14 protein-coding genes and 1 tRNA gene are annotated in these 14,650 nt (G+C 61.9%); 8 read left to right on the top strand and 7 right to left on the bottom strand.

Annotated elements, in window-relative coordinates; all coding sequences use genetic code 11:
* Window positions 1-6: 6 nt before the first annotated feature.
* Window positions 7-570 carry a DUF192 domain-containing protein gene (locus AC1DYW_RS29320; RefSeq protein WP_457152788.1) on the bottom strand — a complete coding sequence of 188 codons (564 nt, stop codon included), beginning with the start codon at window positions 568-570 and terminating at the stop codon, window positions 7-9.
* 215 nt (window positions 571-785) lie between these two features.
* On the bottom strand, window positions 786-1,382 hold the full coding sequence (locus AC1DYW_RS29325) for a cold-shock protein (RefSeq protein ID WP_457152787.1): 597 nt from the start codon (window positions 1,380-1,382) through the stop codon (window positions 786-788).
* A 208-nt stretch (window positions 1,383-1,590) separates the two neighbouring features.
* On the opposite strand from AC1DYW_RS29325, the gene AC1DYW_RS29330 reads away from it, so the two are divergent.
* Window positions 1,591-2,031, top strand: a complete 441-nt coding sequence (locus AC1DYW_RS29330) for a VOC family protein (RefSeq protein WP_095090732.1) — start codon at window positions 1,591-1,593, stop codon at window positions 2,029-2,031.
* Between the two features lie 139 nt (window positions 2,032-2,170).
* A complete protein-coding gene (locus AC1DYW_RS29335; protein ID WP_095090733.1) occupies window positions 2,171-2,464 on the top strand; it encodes a DUF2218 domain-containing protein in 294 nt (97 codons plus the stop codon).
* A 5-nt stretch (window positions 2,465-2,469) separates the two neighbouring features.
* On the opposite strand, the gene AC1DYW_RS29340 is transcribed toward AC1DYW_RS29335, so the two are convergent.
* Together AC1DYW_RS29340 and ilvA are read right to left on the bottom strand one after the other, a co-directional pair.
* The gene (locus tag AC1DYW_RS29340) at window positions 2,470-3,030 is read right to left on the bottom strand and encodes a DUF1697 domain-containing protein (RefSeq protein ID WP_457155388.1); all 561 of its coding nucleotides are present in this window, start codon (window positions 3,028-3,030) and stop codon (window positions 2,470-2,472) included.
* A gap of 15 nt (window positions 3,031-3,045) precedes the next feature.
* A complete protein-coding gene (gene ilvA, locus AC1DYW_RS29345) occupies window positions 3,046-4,302 on the bottom strand; it encodes a threonine ammonia-lyase IlvA (protein WP_477228516.1) in 1,257 nt (418 codons plus the stop codon).
* 204 nt (window positions 4,303-4,506) lie between these two features.
* On the opposite strand from ilvA, the gene AC1DYW_RS29350 reads away from it, so the two are divergent.
* The 3 genes from AC1DYW_RS29350 (at window position 4,507) to AC1DYW_RS29360 (ending at window position 8,387) form a co-directional block, all read left to right on the top strand.
* A complete protein-coding gene (locus AC1DYW_RS29350) occupies window positions 4,507-5,910 on the top strand; it encodes an aminopeptidase P family N-terminal domain-containing protein (protein ID WP_477228517.1) in 1,404 nt (467 codons plus the stop codon).
* Between the two features lie 98 nt (window positions 5,911-6,008).
* On the top strand, window positions 6,009-7,082 hold the full coding sequence (locus tag AC1DYW_RS29355; RefSeq protein ID WP_477228518.1) for an alpha/beta hydrolase: 1,074 nt from the start codon (window positions 6,009-6,011) through the stop codon (window positions 7,080-7,082).
* A 141-nt stretch (window positions 7,083-7,223) separates the two neighbouring features.
* Complete coding sequence (locus AC1DYW_RS29360; RefSeq protein ID WP_477228519.1) at window positions 7,224-8,387, top strand: alpha/beta hydrolase; 1,164 nt, start codon at window positions 7,224-7,226, stop codon at window positions 8,385-8,387.
* Window positions 8,388-8,410: 23 nt separating this feature from the next.
* On the opposite strand, the gene ade is transcribed toward AC1DYW_RS29360, so the two are convergent.
* Window positions 8,411-10,228 (bottom strand): adenine deaminase, encoded by a 1,818-nt coding sequence (ade, locus tag AC1DYW_RS29365; protein WP_477228520.1) that lies wholly within the window; start codon window positions 10,226-10,228, stop codon window positions 8,411-8,413.
* 105 nt (window positions 10,229-10,333) lie between these two features.
* A complete protein-coding gene (locus AC1DYW_RS29370; RefSeq protein ID WP_477228521.1) occupies window positions 10,334-10,711 on the bottom strand; it encodes a SecDF P1 head subdomain-containing protein in 378 nt (125 codons plus the stop codon).
* 185 nt (window positions 10,712-10,896) lie between these two features.
* On the opposite strand from AC1DYW_RS29370, the gene AC1DYW_RS29375 reads away from it, so the two are divergent.
* The 3 genes from AC1DYW_RS29375 to AC1DYW_RS29385 all read left to right on the top strand — a co-directional run bounded on the left by AC1DYW_RS29375 (window position 10,897) and on the right by AC1DYW_RS29385 (window position 13,363).
* Window positions 10,897-11,562 carry an outer membrane protein gene (locus AC1DYW_RS29375; protein ID WP_477228522.1) on the top strand — a complete coding sequence of 222 codons (666 nt, stop codon included), beginning with the start codon at window positions 10,897-10,899 and terminating at the stop codon, window positions 11,560-11,562.
* 727 nt (window positions 11,563-12,289) lie between these two features.
* Entirely contained in the window at window positions 12,290-12,937 is a 648-nt protein-coding gene (locus AC1DYW_RS29380; RefSeq protein ID WP_457155033.1) for a hypothetical protein, read from the top strand.
* Between the two features lie 340 nt (window positions 12,938-13,277).
* A tRNA-Leu gene (locus tag AC1DYW_RS29385) sits at window positions 13,278-13,363 on the top strand.
* A 139-nt stretch (window positions 13,364-13,502) separates the two neighbouring features.
* Here AC1DYW_RS29385 and AC1DYW_RS29390 read toward each other — a convergent pair.
* Window positions 13,503-14,132: a hypothetical protein gene (locus AC1DYW_RS29390; RefSeq protein ID WP_245331332.1), complete on the bottom strand. Its 630-nt coding sequence runs from the start codon at window positions 14,130-14,132 to the stop codon at window positions 13,503-13,505.
* Window positions 14,133-14,650 lie beyond the last annotated feature (518 nt).

Here is a 14,650-nt window from a genome sequence, read left to right on the forward strand (position 1 = left end):
GCGCGCTCAACCGGCACCGCCGTTGGGCGCATCGCCATTGTCCGATGGCGGCACGCCCGGACCAGACGCCGTGCCAACGGCCGGATGGCGTAAAAGGTCGCCATACTCGATGCCGTTCCTGGCGGCGGTGCCCGCTTTGAGCTCCAGCACGAAACGCACCGGCACGCCAGGCGAAATGATGGCCTCGGATTGCGGCTCGCCGTGTTTGATCGCCCGGATCTTACCGTCCTGGCCGACAAAGATCAGATCAAGCGGCATCGGGGTGTTCTGCATCCAGAAGCCAACCTGCTGCTGGATATCGAAGACGAACAACATGCCATGGTCGTCCGCCATGTCCTGGCGGTACATCAGCCCAGCCTCGCGCTCCGCGGCGGTGTTGGCGACTTCGATGGAAAAAGAACGATCGCCGCCTTTCGTCACCACAACCAGCGGCGCCGGATCGACAGGAAGGATCATCGCCCGGCTGTCGGCCGCGGTCGGCCGGTCGGAATAGAAGTAAGCACCTGCGGCCACGACCACGGCGACAATGGCGCACAACACACCCGCCGTCAGCCAGTTCCTGTAAGCCATTCAAAATCCTCGGCCGGAAATTGTCCTGGAGCACGTCGCCTCGGATCAGGCTCGTGGGCATGCCTTTGGGCGACATGCATTAGACCACGATCCCGAAAAGTGGAACCGATTTTCTCGGACAAACGGAAACCGCGTGTCCAGAGATCATGGTCAAACAAAGAGGAGATAAAGCGCCATCCCGATCTGTCGGGATGGGCCACTTTTGGGCGACTGAATTAGTGCGAGACCGGCAAGGTCCCCATGTCGGGGTGAATCTCGGCGGCCATAAGGCCTTTGTCGCCGCGCCCGAAACGAACCAGCACGACTTGCCCCGGCCGAAGCTCGGTGATGCCGTAACGGCGCAAGGTCTCCATGTGGACGAAGATGTCCTCGGTGCCCTCGCCGCGGGTCAGAAAACCAAACCCCTTGGTGCGGTTGAACCATTTCACCAAAGCGCGTTCGAGGCCGCTTTCCGGCGTCACCGCGATATGGGTGCGCTGCTCCTGCATTTCGGCAGGATGGACCGCGGTGGTGACGTCCATGGAGAGCACCCGGAAGGCCTGCAATCCGCGATCGCCCTGCTTGACGAGGCAAACCACGCGTGCGCCCTCCAGGGCCGTCTGGAAGCCGTCCTTTCGAAGACATGTCACATGGAGAAGGATGTCGCCCGAGATGCCGTCATCTGGAAGGATGAAACCGTAGCCCTTGGCCACATCGAACCACTTGATGGCGCCAGCGACTTCGAGCAGATCGGCAGCATCGCCGCCTTCGTCACGATGCAAGGCGTCGCCAAGGGTTCCGTTCCGCCCCGTGAAAGAGGCCTTTTCCCCCATAACAATGCCCCCTTATTTTTCAAGAACACCGCAACTGATTCTTGACACCAGATTAACACCGCGGCTTCCGGTGTGTGCAAGACCTGACGTGCCTTTTTTGGGGGAATACCGGATTTGTTCTTTGCCGGCATTGCGCAATGCCGAACGATTGCCCTTTGAGCGGGTCGACCCTATGTTGCGCCGCAACGCAATTCATCGAGGAAATCACATGCGCTATCTGCACACCATGGTCCGCGTCGCCGACGTCGACGCCTCGCTCGATTTCTACTGCGCCAAGCTCGGCCTCAAGGAGGTGCGCCGATACGAAAACGAGCAAGGCCGCTTCACGCTGATCTTCCTGGCCGCACCGGAAGACGAGGAGAGCGGCGTCAACGAAAAAGCACCGTTGGTCGAACTGACCTACAATTGGGATCCGGAAGACTACAAGGGCGGGCGTAATTTCGGCCACCTCGCCTATGAGGTCGACGACATCTACGCCACCTGCCAGCATCTGATGGACAATGGCGTCACCATCAACCGGCCACCGCGCGATGGCAACATGGCCTTCATCAGGTCGCCGGACGGCATTTCGATCGAGCTCCTGCAAAAAGGCCCGGCCAAGGCCAAGGCCGAGCCTTGGGCTTCAATGGCGAACACCGGCAGCTGGTAGGCCTCGATCCGGGCGAAAGATCGCCCGGCAGCCTTTGGCGTTTTGCGCGACGGCACCTATCTACCCGGCTGTCGCGCCAGCCTGGCAAGCCTGGCGCCATGTCAAGCAATGGGCGCCTGCCCTCCCGGAGAGTTCACTGATGCCGACCAGCCATGCCGATGTCGCCACCGAACATGCCAGCCGCTATTTGCAGCAGCTGTGCAAGCACTGGGCGCACAAATTCCCCGTCGAGTTCGATCCGCACCATGGCACGATCGATCTCTCGCTCGGTCGCACGGTGATGGATGCCGATGCGAGCGCGCTGCATATCACGGTGTCAACCGAGGAAAACGGATCACTCGAGCGCCTGGAAAGCGTCGTCGCCGATCACATCAAGCGCTTTGCTTTTCGCGAAGAACTGACCTTCGACTGGAAGCCCGCCACGGCAGCGTAACCGGCCTAAGCTCCGCCTGCCTGACCGGCCATCGCCAGCAACGCCAACACCGAGCGCCAGTTGCGCGCCGTGCCCGGCACTTTCAGCGTACGCGGGATCAGCCCGGCAAAAACCGATTTGCCGAGCCCGTCCGGCGCGTGCAGGTAAAGCACGTCGCCCTTGATCTCGAACCGTTCGGGACCGGTGCACTTTTCGGCCAGCCGCGCCACTTCATCGCCGGTCGGCTCGCGCTCCAGCACATAGGCGTGGAGCTTCGTGTGGTCCGCGGCCACTTCCGGATAGGGATTTTCGCTCACCAGCCGCTCGAACCAGCCGAGATCGCGCACCATGATGCGCGAATGGAATCCCCACTTCTTCTCGAAGGCTGCTTCGATCTGTTTCGTCAGCGTCGCCGCGTCACCCGCCTTTGCCCGAAAAACGGCATTGCCGCTCTGCACATAGGTGGCGACATCGGAAAATCCGAGGTCCTCGAAGAACGACCGCAGCTCCGCCATCTTGACGATGCGGTTGCCGCCGACATTGATGCCGGAAAACAGCGCAACGAAGCTTTTTCCCTGATCAGTCATCTGATCATCGATCACTCATATGATGAACCCGGCCAGCGTCTCGTTGTCGGTGATATCCTGGTACTGGACGCCTTCGGCCTCGAAATTCGCCTTGAGCAGGTCGAAATTGCGGCGATCCTTGGTTTCGATGCCGATCAGCACCGAACCGAAATTGCGGGCCGATTTCTTCAGATATTCGAAGCGGGCGATGTCGTCGTCGGGCCCAAGCATTTCAAGGAAATCGCGCAAGGCGCCCGGCCGCTGCGGAAAGCGGATGATGAAGTATTTCTTCAGGCCCTCGAAGCGCAGCGCCCGCTCCTTGACGTCGGGCAGACGCTCGAAATCGAAATTGCCGCCCGAAACCACGGCGACGATCGTCTTGCTCCTGATCTCCTTCCTGGAAAAATCCTTCAGCGCGTCGATCGCCAGCGCGCCGGCCGGCTCCAGCACGACGCCTTCGACATTGAGCATCTCGATCATGGTGGCGCAGAGCCGGTTCTCCGGGATCAGCCGCACCATGTCGGCTGGGAAATCCTTGAGATGCCGCAACGGCTCGCGGCCAATCTCGGCGACCGCCGCGCCATCGACGAAATTGTCGACCTTGGCGAGCTTCAGGCGCTTTCCGGCAATGAGGCTCTCCCGCAGGCTAGGCGCACCGGCCGGCTCACAGAAGACGAAGCGGGCTTCGCGGCCCTGATCGGCGAAATAATGGGTGACGCCGGCGGCGAGCCCGCCACCGCCGACCGGCAGCATGATGATGTCGGGCATACGGGCGCCCGGCATCTGGCCTGATATCTCATAGGCGACAGTCGCCTGGCCCTCGATGATGTCCTTGTGGTCGAAGGGCGGCACCATGTGGGCGCCGGAACTTTCGGTGAATTCGAAGGCGGCGCGGTAGCAATCGTCGAAAAAGTCGCCGACCAGCCTGATCTCGACGAAATCGCCGCCGAACAGCCTGGTCTTGTCGATCTTCTGCTGCGGCGTCGTCACCGGCATGAACACGACGCCTTTCTTGCCGAAGTGGCGGCAGACGAAAGCGAAGCCCTGCGCATGGTTGCCGGCGGACGCGCAGACGAACAGTTCAGCCTCGTTGCCGGCCGCAAGTGTCTTGCGGAAGAAATTGAAGGCGCCACGGATCTTGTAGGAACGCACCGGCGACAGGTCCTCACGCTTCAGCAGCACCCGAGCCCCGGTCTTTTTCGACAGGTAGTCGTTCTCCTGCAGCGGCGTTTCCGGAAATATCTGGCGGATCGCTGCGGCAGCGGTGGCGACACGGGAAGAGAAACTGTTCATCGGAAAACCACCTTGCACCGCCTGTTATCCGCAGACCGCTATCATCGATCGGGCCGCGCTCCGGCTGTGTGTTGCACGCGCTGCCGTCGTGCGGCCGATCCCGCCTATTGCATATCCGGGGCCTCGACGCCATTGTCCTGCCAGTCTTGCCCCTCTGCAGCGGGCATTCGCAGAATCCTTGCAAGCACTTGGAGGCGTTTGTTCATGCCTGTCGCATCGGTCGGCCTGAAATCCATGTCGCTGCCGGAATTCGGCGAGCCGACGGTGATGCCGCTGGTTGCGCGCGCCATCCACGAAGCCCGCATCGCGGCGCTGACGGCACTGGGCGCCAAGGCCGGCCTCGATGCCTTCGCCATCTATGGCGACCGCGAACACGCGGCCAATGTTGCCTATCTCTCGGGCTATGATCCGCGCTTCGAGGAAACGCTGCTGGTCATCATTCCCGGCAAGCAGCCAAGGCTTCTCGTCGGCAATGAAGGCTGGGGCTATGCCGAACTCTGCGACGGGCCATACGAACGTGTCCTCTACCAGACGTTCTCGCTGCCGGCTCAGCCGCGCGACCGCTCGGACGCGCTGCCCGACATCCTCGCCGATAGCGGCCTGAGGCCCGGCCAGCGCATCGGCGCGGTCGGCTGGAAACCGTTCGGCGCAGGCGATGCAGGTCTTGGCGAGATGGCGCTCGACATGCCCTCCTTCATCGCCGATACGCTGCGCGCGCTTGTCGGCGACAAGGGCGCGGTCGTGAACGCGGCCAATCTGTTGATGAACCCCACCGACGGACTGCGCGCCATCAACGAGGCCGACCAACTGGCTGCCTTCGAATTCGCCGCGACCTTCACCTCGCAGGGCTTGCGCAATGTCCTGCAAGGCATCGAACCCGGTATGACCGAATTGCAGGCGGCCCGGCTGATGGGCATGAACGGCTTGCCGCATGGCTGTCATCCGATGCTGTCGGCGGGCAAGCGGGCCGTCTATGGCCTGCCCAGCCCGCGCCTCGACATCATCCGGCGTGGCGACCCGATCACCATGGCCTATGGCATCCAGGGTGCGCTCAATGCACGCGCCGGTTTCCTCGCCGAGGAGGCATCCGAACTTCCGCATGCCATCCGCGACTATGTCGAAAGACTGGTCGCGCCCTATTTTGCCGCTGTCGTCGACTGGTACGAAGCGATCGGCATCGGCACCACGGGAGGCACGCTGTGGAAAGCGGTGCATGACCGCATAGGCGATCCGTTCTTTGGTGTTTCACTCAATCCCGGCCATCTCGTCCATATCGACGAATGGATGCATTCGCCGGTGTTTACCGGCTCCGACATCGGACTGCGATCGGGCATGGCGCTGCAGGTCGACGTCATCCCGGCGACCGGCAGTGCCTATTTCACCACCAATATCGAGGACGGCATCGCGCTCGCCGACGAGCCTCTGCGCGAGGAGATCGCGGCGCGCTATCCCGAGGCCTGGAGCCGCATCGAGGCGCGGCGCGGCTTCATGGCGGATGTACTCGGCATCCGCCTCAAGCCGGAGGTGTTGCCCTTCTCCAACATTCCGGCGTTTCTGCCGCCGTTTTGGCTTTCGCGCAACAGTGCGATGACTGTGACCGGGCGCTGAGCACATTTCGGCTGGACGCGACTTAGTTCTGCCGCACTCTGGCTGTCCGGGATGTCGCGGGGGTAGGCAGGCCTTTGGGCCGGAGTTGGAATTTCTGAGTGCCTTTGAAGAATATCTTTGCCATTGTCCTTGCCTTGCTCGTGGCCGGCTGCGCCGGTACGCAAACAGAGGAACTGCTTGGTAGCGCGATCGTCGCGACGCCGGTGACGGAGATCGCCGGCAACCACAGCATCTTCATCGCGACGACGCGCAAGAAATCTGACGATCCCAACAAGGTTTTCGACGGTGAGCGCTCGGCCACGCTGAATTACGCCCGCGTCACCGTGACGGTGCCAGGCTCCCACCAGACCGGCCAGATCGAGCGCCGGTCGCGCGGCAAATCCGACGACCCGGCGAAATATTTCATGGCGTCCGAAGTCGTCGGCTACGACGCACAGCCGAAGTTCTCCAGCGCGCTCGACGCTGACATCGCGGCGCGGGGCGGCCGCGTCATGGTCTTCGTTCATGGCTACAACACCGGCTTCGATGATGCCGTCTACCGCTTGACCCAGATCGTCCACGATTCCGGCTATCCGGGCACGCCGGTGCTGTTTTCCTGGGCCTCCGGCGCCAAGACCACCGACTATGTCTATGACAAGGAAAGCGCCAGCGCGGCCCGCGACCAGCTCGAAGTGACCTTGAGGATGCTGGAGCAGTCCGGAGCGCGGCGCATCGACATCGTCGCCCATTCGATGGGCACCTGGGTGACGATGGAAACGCTGCGCCAGATGGCCATCAGCGGCGACCGCGATCTCGGCGGCAAGCTCGGCGACGTGGTGCTGGCCTCACCCGACATCGATGTCGATGTGTTCAAGAGCCAGATGAGGCGCTACGGCAAGCCTGACAAACCATTCATCCTGCTGTTGTCCGACGACGATCGGGCACTGAGGCTCTCCGGCCTGATTGCCGGCTCGCGGCCACGCGTCGGCGACTACAAGGATGCCGCCGATCTTGCCTCCTACGGCGTGACCGTGGTCGATCTTTCAAAGGTCAAGGGAAGCGATAGCTTCAACCACACCAAATTCGCCGACAATCCCGAACTGGTGAAGATGATCGGCCAGCGGCTGCGCGACGATGACGGCTTTGCCAGCGATCGTGACGTGACCGATCGCATCGGCCTGCTCGGGAAATAGACGAAATCCCACGATTTTGCCGTGCCTGTTCAGCATCGCAGAAGTCTAGGCTCACTTTGAACTGGACCGCGCCGCCCTCTGGCTTTATCGGAATATCCAGCGACGTCATGCGTTTGACGTCCCCCTTTGCGGAGCCGGCGTGTGACCGTGCGTTCGAAGAGCTACCTTGTCGTCGCATTCGCGCTCGCTGTCACTGGCTGCGCCGGCCAGAAAACCCATGATCTGCTCAACAAGACGACGATCACGGTGCCCGCTTCCGACATCGCTGCGACGCATGAGATCTTCGTTGCCACCACCCGGCAGAGGGCAACAAAGAACCCGCGACAGGTCTACGACGGCGACCGTTCGCTGACCACCAGCTTTGCCCGGGTTGACGTGACCGTTCCCAAAAGCCATCAGCTCGGCGCCATCGAGCGGGTCAAGGGATCCGCAAACAGCAATCCGGCCAAGGATTTCACCGCCAAGGACGTGACCTTCTATGAAGGCGCGCCGCAATTCGCCAAGGCGGTCGGCGCCGACATCGCCATGAGCGGCGGACGTGCGCTGGTTTTCGTGCACGGCTTCAACAACGGTTTCGACGACGGCATCTATCGGCTGACGCAGATTGCCCACGACACGAAATATCCCGGAACTCCGGTGCTGTTTTCCTGGGCGTCAAGCGGCAAGACGACCGGTTATATCTACGACAAGGAAAGCGCCAACGCGGCACGCGACGACCTCGAGGCGACGCTCAGGATGCTGGCCAAGATGCGGGTCAAGAGCATCGACATCATCGCTCACTCGATGGGAACCTGGGTGACGATGGAAGCGCTGCGGCAGCTCGCCATCACCGGCGATCGCGATCTCGGCGGCAAGCTCGGCTATGTCGTCCTGGCGTCGCCGGACATCGATGTCGATGTGTTCAAAAAGCAGATGATCCGCTACGGCAAGCCAGACAAGCCGTTCGCCATCCTGCTCTCGGGCGACGACCGCGCGCTCAAGCTGTCTTCCCTGATCTCTGGCGACAAGCCGCGCGTTGGCGATTACGGCAATGCCGCCGACCTTGCCAGCTATGGCGTGGTCGTGGTGGACCTGACCAAGACCAAGAGCGGCGACCGTTTGAACCATGCCAAATTCGCCGACAACCCGATCCTGGTGCAACTGCTCGGCGACCGGCTGCGCACACCGGCCGCTCTACGAGCGGACGAGCCCGACGCGGTGCGGTTCGATGACCTCGGCCAGGGTATAGGCAAGGCCGTCGGCTCGGTCGCCGAGGTCGTGATCACCACGCCGTTCAAGGTGCTGACCGTCGGCGCTGGCGGGTGATCGCCGAGCGCCGACGGCTGATCTCAGACGAAAAGATCGACCTTCTGGAACGTCGTCACATCGATCAGCCCGACGTCGGAAATCCTCAGTTCCGGAATGACGACCAGTGCCAGCAGCGAGTGCTGCATATAGGCGTTGTTCAACGAACAGCCCATCTTGCGCATCGCTTCGGTCAGCTTCTCGGCCTTGGCGGCGACGATTTCCGCCCGCTCGTCCGACATCAGCCCCGCGATCGGCATTTCGACCAGCGCCAGTTCCTTGCCCTTGGAGAAGAGCACGACGCCGCCGCCGACCTCGCCCAGTCGATTCACGGCCAGCGCCATGTCCTGTTTGTTGGTGCCGACGACAATGATGTGGTGGGCATCGTGCGCCACGCTGGAGGCCATGGCGCAGTCGCCCATGTAGCCGAAGCCGGAGACGAAGGCGTTGGTGACGCCGCCTGTGCCCCGGTGGCGCTCGACCAGCGCGATCTGGCATATATCGTTGCGGCGATCCATGGCGACCAGCCCGTCCTCGACCGGCAGATCGGCCTCCAATGCCCGCGTCGGCGCCTGGTTCTCAATAACGCCGATGACGCGTACGCGCACCTCGTTGGCGCCCTTGGGAGCCGCGATATCGAAGTCGCCGGCCTTGAGTTTCTTGCCGAGCTTGACGGTGTTCTTGGCCGTCTTCGGGTAGTTGTAGGCCGGAATGTCGATTTCGAGCTTGCCGCCCTTGGCCAGCCTGACGCCACGGGCGTAGACCTCATCGATGGTCATCGCGGAGAGATCCGAGACGATCAGCAGGTCGGCCAGCCGGCCCGGCGCGATCGAGCCGATCTCGCGTTCGAGCTTGAAATGCTGGGCGGTGTTGAGCGTCGCCATCTGGATTGCCGTTACAGGCTTCAACCCTTGTTGGATGGCGTGCCGCACCACCCGGTCCATATGGCCTTCATGGACCAGCGTACCGGAGTGGCTGTCGTCCGTGCACAGGATGAAGTTGCGCGGATCGATGCCGCTCTCGGTCACCGCCTTGATCTGCGAGGCGACGTCATACCAGGCCGAGCCGAGCCGCAGCATCGCCTTCATGCCCTGGCGCACACGCGCAATGGCATCTTCGGCCCGCGTACCCTCGTGGTCGTCTTCCGGCCCGCCAGCGACATAGCCATGGAACGGCAGGCCGAGATCGCGCGAGGCATAGTGTCCGCCAACCGTTTTCCCCGCTTTCACGGTCGCCGCGATCTCACCAGACATGACCGGGTCGTTGGCGGCGACGCCGGGGAAATTCATCACTTCGCCCAGCCCGATGATGTTTTCCCAGGTCATCGCTTCGGCGACATCGGCGACCGTCAGTTCGGCGCCGGCATGTTCCAGCCCGGGTGCCGAAGGCACGCAGGACGGCATCTGCACATGCACGTTGACCGGCATCGCGACGGCTTCGTCATGCATCAGCCGCACGCCGGGCAGGCCCAGCACATTGGCGATCTCGTGCGGATCGATGAACATCGAGGTGGTGCCGTGCGGAATGACGGCGCGGCAGAACTCGGTGACCGTCACCATGCCGCTCTCGACATGCATGTGCGCGTCGCAAAGGCCGGGAACCAGATAGCGCCCGCCGGCGTCGACCACCTTTGTGCCCTGACCGATGGCATGGCTGGCGTTGGGCCCGCAATAGGCGAAGCGCCCGCCGGCAATGGCGATGTCGGTCCCGGCGATGATCTCGCCAGAATGGACGTTCACCCAGCGGCCGTTGCGGATGACGAGATCGGCGGGTTTGCGGCCCATGGCGACATCGACCAGTTGCGTTGCCATCTCGGTCCAGGGTTTGGGTTTCGTCGCATGCGCCGATGCCTTCTTGGCCATGAAAAACTCCTGTTTGCCCGACTGTGCCAAGCCAGTGTGGTTTTGACCAGCATCAAACTGGGACCTGTTGCGCCATGACAAAGGCTGTCCGGTCTTTCACCAAGGCTACCGCGCGCTGACGTCGACCGTGACTTTCGCCTTTCCGGCCGAAATTTGATCGGCGAGACGCCTGAGTTCGCCCTTGGCGAACCTGCCGCTGATCGTGACCTCGCCGCCGAGGATGGGTTCGACCAGCCGCGGCGACATCACGACGTTGCCGCCAACGCTGAGATCAATCGTCTTCCCGACATTCGCCTTGGTGAAAGCGGCGAATGCCCGCCCACTGTCCGGCGTCATCTTGAGGTTGAGCGCCACTTGTCCTGGCGCCGGATCGGGTACCACCACGGCCTTGGCGATGGTTAGCGTCAACGGCTCGGCCATGGCGAGACCGCAGGCGAACAGTCCGACGGCTGTTGCAGCGATCGGGCTAAACAGGACGCGCATCGGGAGTTTTCTCCACAAACCGCCGATCTTGCACGGCGACGCTGGCGCGGCAATGCCGCTTGTCTCCGGCCTGGCGGCACCGGGCTTGCGACCGGCATCGGCCAGAATAGGATTCCGTTTTGTCGCAAATCGGGTTACCTTTCTGGCAAGGGCCTTTCTGAATTCGTCATTTCGGGGAGTTCGATGTGCGTCGCCTGATGGTCGCAACTGCCGGTTTTCTCGCTGCCCTGGCCGTGCCGGCTTCCGCAGCCGACCCCACCGTCGACGTCCCGATGACCGCGCCCGGCTTCGACTGGACCGGCTACTACGCCGGCCTGCAGGCTGGATATGGCTGGGGCCAGTCCGATATCACGGGGACGGGGGGCGAGCCATTTTCCGTCTCGCCCGACATCGACGGCGGTTTTGTCGGCGGCCATATCGCCGGCCTGTGGCAGTTCGACCAGGCAGTGATCGGCGCCGAGGCCGACCTCAACTACTCCTCGGTCGACGGCACGACCGAGGCGGAGCCGGGAAATACCTTCGGCACCGACGTCAAGTGGTTCGGATCAATCAACGCCAAGGCCGGCTACGCAATAGACCGGTTGCTGGTCTACGGCATCGGCGGCATCGCCTTTGCCGGCATCGAAACGTCGCAAGCGACGGGCACGGCGTTCGACAGTTCACGCACGAGCGTCGGCTGGGCCGTAGGTGCCGGCGTCGACTACGCGCTGACCGACAAGTTCGTCGTCGGCGCCCAGTATCGCTACTATGATTTCGGCTCGGAGCATTTTGACGCGTCCGGCGATTTCACCGACCGCGACCAGGATGTGAAGTTGAACACGGTCGGCATAAATTTGAGCTACAAGTTCTGAGCCTCGCCAGCGGCCTGGCGCGACCCGGCCAAGGCCGTGGCTCCAGAAGCTCTCTGGTGGAAGGGGCGGCCGACGCCCCCAGTTGGGCGGGGTGATGGGTTGGGCTGAGAAGCGCCGGCCTGGGCGGGTTTGATCCGCCGAGTAGTATCATACCAGTACCTCCGGCGCGCATAATTCCGTGATCGCACCATTATGTTCAAACCGCCCGGTCTGGCTTCCGTATTCAGACTTGACCAGGAACACGACTTGACGGCCCGCATCCTGACATCTGAAAAAGGCTGGCCTGCGGATGTGGTGGAATTGGTAGAGTCAAGGGATCTTAGATGCGAGCCAAGCCGCCCAGACGCGTCCTTCGCAGTCTTGGCCAGCCTTGTTTTCCGGGCTTTGCAGGCGCGACCTGAGCCCGACATATCTATCAATCCCTACTCTTCCCTGCTCTTCCGGTGCCAATTTCGGTGCCAAATCAAAAGCCCGCCACCTTGAGGCGGGCCGTTGGCGGCGCGGTGTACCTCATCCGGCTGTACCTCATAGAGCCATCTTGCATTTCGCGTTCTTCCCTGCACTCCATCGGGAGCGGCCCGCTTCAGGGGAACGCTCAAAGCTGGTTGACCAGGGGAGAGGTTGACCAAGATTTGTTCAAGTGCCACGAGGGATGTACCTCGTGTTTCCGCCTTGAAGAGGCCCGCCGTCGTTAGCCAGGCGGGCCAAGACGAGAAGGAGAACGAACTTGGACACCTTATTAGCGCTTGCCGCTCTGGCCGTATCTCTGGTTGCACTTGGCATGTCCGTCTTCTTCTGGAGGCGACAATTTCGCCCGATCGTAACGGCCGCGGTCAAAACTCACAGCGGCGGAAACGATGGGATTGCCTACAATCTCGTGGTGCTGAACTCTGGATCAATTCCCGCGAAAAATATCCGCCTGATTGTCCACGACCAGGCCGGCCTCAAAGCGGCGCTCGGAGTCGGTGCCAATGAGGATGCCAAAAAGCGGTGGCTGGCGTGTTTCACTCAGTCGACGGAAATTCCACTCCTCCAAAACGGCGATAAGACGACCTGCTCGTTTGGGATGACGCACAGCGATCCGCGGCAAAGCTTTTGGAAACCGCAAGCCCAGTTTTGGATCCGCATTGAATATGAAGGTTGGTTCGGCGCTAAGTACGATTCGGACCCACTTAACGTTTTGCAGATCGCCGATTCGGACAACTTCACCGGAGGGATGTGGGCACCGGTGAGAAACCCGCCACTAGGGACGGCGGGAACCTCTCAAACTGGGTCGAAACTCAGCTTCCGTCCACCGTCCGGCATTCCTCGGGCATCTCCCCAGCGTCCCGTTCGCCATCCTCGATCAGCGCGGTATCATCGACCTTCATCGTGAGCCGCTCCCCACGGGCTTTCCCGTGACGTTGGGTGGCGTTCGCAGGCGCCTATGCTCGCAGTCGCTGTCCGGCTCATAGTCGTTGCATGGCGCGACGCGATCGATCGACCGGGCTCGATGTGGTTGCAATCAGCCGTCTCCTAGGGCATGCGTCACCTGTGGTCACGCTGTCAGTCTACGTCCATCTGTTTGCACGATCGGACGAAGGTGTTGCAGCGACGATTGAAACCGCGATGAGAACGGGCGCAGAACAGTAATCCGGCTTTTCAGTGCCAATCCGGTGCCAACTGGTCTCGAATGGCTGGACCTATGTTCGCTTAAGTGCTTGTAATCGCGGCCTGCGGACGTGGCGGAATTGGTAGACGCAAGGGACTTAAAATCCCTCGATCTCTGATCGTACGGGTTCGATTCCCGTCGTCCGCACCACTCTTGGCTCACACGCCTCCAGGCAAAAGGCTCCCTCGGACGAACCAGGGATCGCAGCCGAACGGCTGCCGGCGCGCAGTGTCACGCCAGCGGCTTAGCGAAAAGGCTGTTCGGGGCCTCTACGGTGAGGCGAGCGCCCTTACTTGATATAAACCAGCACGTAGCGGCCCTTGTAGGGCTGGTAATACTTCGTCCCGCATTTCCAGACCACGGCGCCACCGTTGTAGGTGGTCTTCACGCATCCTTTGGGCAGGGTCGTGATGTAGATGGTCGTCCTCTGGATCACGACCGTCTTTGCTTCCGCCGGGTTGACCAGGCGAAAGCCCAAACTGCCGTCAAAGCCGTCGCCGGCCACCGAAGAGATCGCGAGCACGCCACAGATGGCGACCGCGCGAAAGAACGAACTGCGACTGATCATAAGCATTCCCCTTCCCTTTACTTGCCGCTCTGGCAGCCTACCAGCAACGCGCAAAGCCTCAAAGGACTTAAAATCCCTTGAGCTTTGATCGTGCGGGTTCGAATCTGTCGTCCGCACCATGTTGAAATCAGCGCTCAATGGAGAAGCCCGCCACGGTCGGGCGGCGGGCCCTTCGTCGCGCCCGTGCGATCCGGACTTCTTATCGCCATTTGGATTTGGTGCCGGGGCCTCTCGCACGTCTCGCGGTGGCGGATCGACATGTTCAGGCTCCGGCGATGCTTCCTTGTCGGGACGACGGAGTGTCTTCTTCGTGTCAGGCTTCGGTGGCGGATCGTTGACTCTGCTTGGCATGTCCACTTCCCCCATCACTGAAACCGGATCTCTTGTTCCGTGAGCCAGTCAAAAGGCTCGCCATGTGAGGCACGGCTGTACCTCATCCGGGTGTACCTCATAGAGCCATCTTGCATTCGGGGTTCGTCCCTCACACTCCGTCGGCAGCGGGCGCGCTTCAACCTTTCGGTGGTATCCCTTCATGCGGATGCGCTCTGGCTCTCGCATTAGCGTGAGCGCATGCTTCGGGTTAGCCAGCACAGCGCCTCCTCGAGCCCGGACTGGTTAGGCCCAGCGGCCACCGCTGCTAGTCCCCTAGCAAGTCGCTGGGCCGCCCCGGCAAAAATCCAATCCCGTCAGCGCATCACCTTCGGCGCGATCTCCGCGATCATCACCTTGTCGCCGAGCTCCCTTGCCGCCCTCGCTTTGGCCCTGACTCTGGTGGTCGAGCACGGTCCGCCGAGGCGGCTTCTCGAAAACGCTTACCATCTGGGTTGCGGCCGGTTTGTGCTCCACCTTTTGCTACTTCCTTCGTTCAT

The organism is Mesorhizobium sp. P2_D5 (assembly GCF_056404355.1).

Coding starts and splice junctions, on each gene's coding strand:
- AC1DYW_RS29320 (WP_457152788.1), bottom strand. CDS start 570: ATGGCTTACAGGAACTGGCTGACGGCGGGTGTGTTGTGCGCCATTGTC.
- ilvA (WP_477228516.1), bottom strand. CDS start 4,302: ATGAACAGTTTCTCTTCCCGTGTCGCCACCGCTGCCGCAGCGATCCGC.
- AC1DYW_RS29340 (WP_457155388.1), bottom strand. CDS start 3,030: ATGACTGATCAGGGAAAAAGCTTCGTTGCGCTGTTTTCCGGCATCAAT.
- AC1DYW_RS29335 (WP_095090733.1), top strand. CDS start 2,171: ATGCCGACCAGCCATGCCGATGTCGCCACCGAACATGCCAGCCGCTAT.
- AC1DYW_RS29390 (WP_245331332.1), bottom strand. CDS start 14,132: ATGCCAAGCAGAGTCAACGATCCGCCACCGAAGCCTGACACGAAGAAG.
- AC1DYW_RS29370 (WP_477228521.1), bottom strand. CDS start 10,711: ATGCGCGTCCTGTTTAGCCCGATCGCTGCAACAGCCGTCGGACTGTTC.
- AC1DYW_RS29350 (WP_477228517.1), top strand. CDS start 4,507: ATGCCTGTCGCATCGGTCGGCCTGAAATCCATGTCGCTGCCGGAATTC.
- AC1DYW_RS29325 (WP_457152787.1), bottom strand. CDS start 1,382: ATGGGGGAAAAGGCCTCTTTCACGGGGCGGAACGGAACCCTTGGCGAC.
- ade (WP_477228520.1), bottom strand. CDS start 10,228: ATGGCCAAGAAGGCATCGGCGCATGCGACGAAACCCAAACCCTGGACC.
- AC1DYW_RS29330 (WP_095090732.1), top strand. CDS start 1,591: ATGCGCTATCTGCACACCATGGTCCGCGTCGCCGACGTCGACGCCTCG.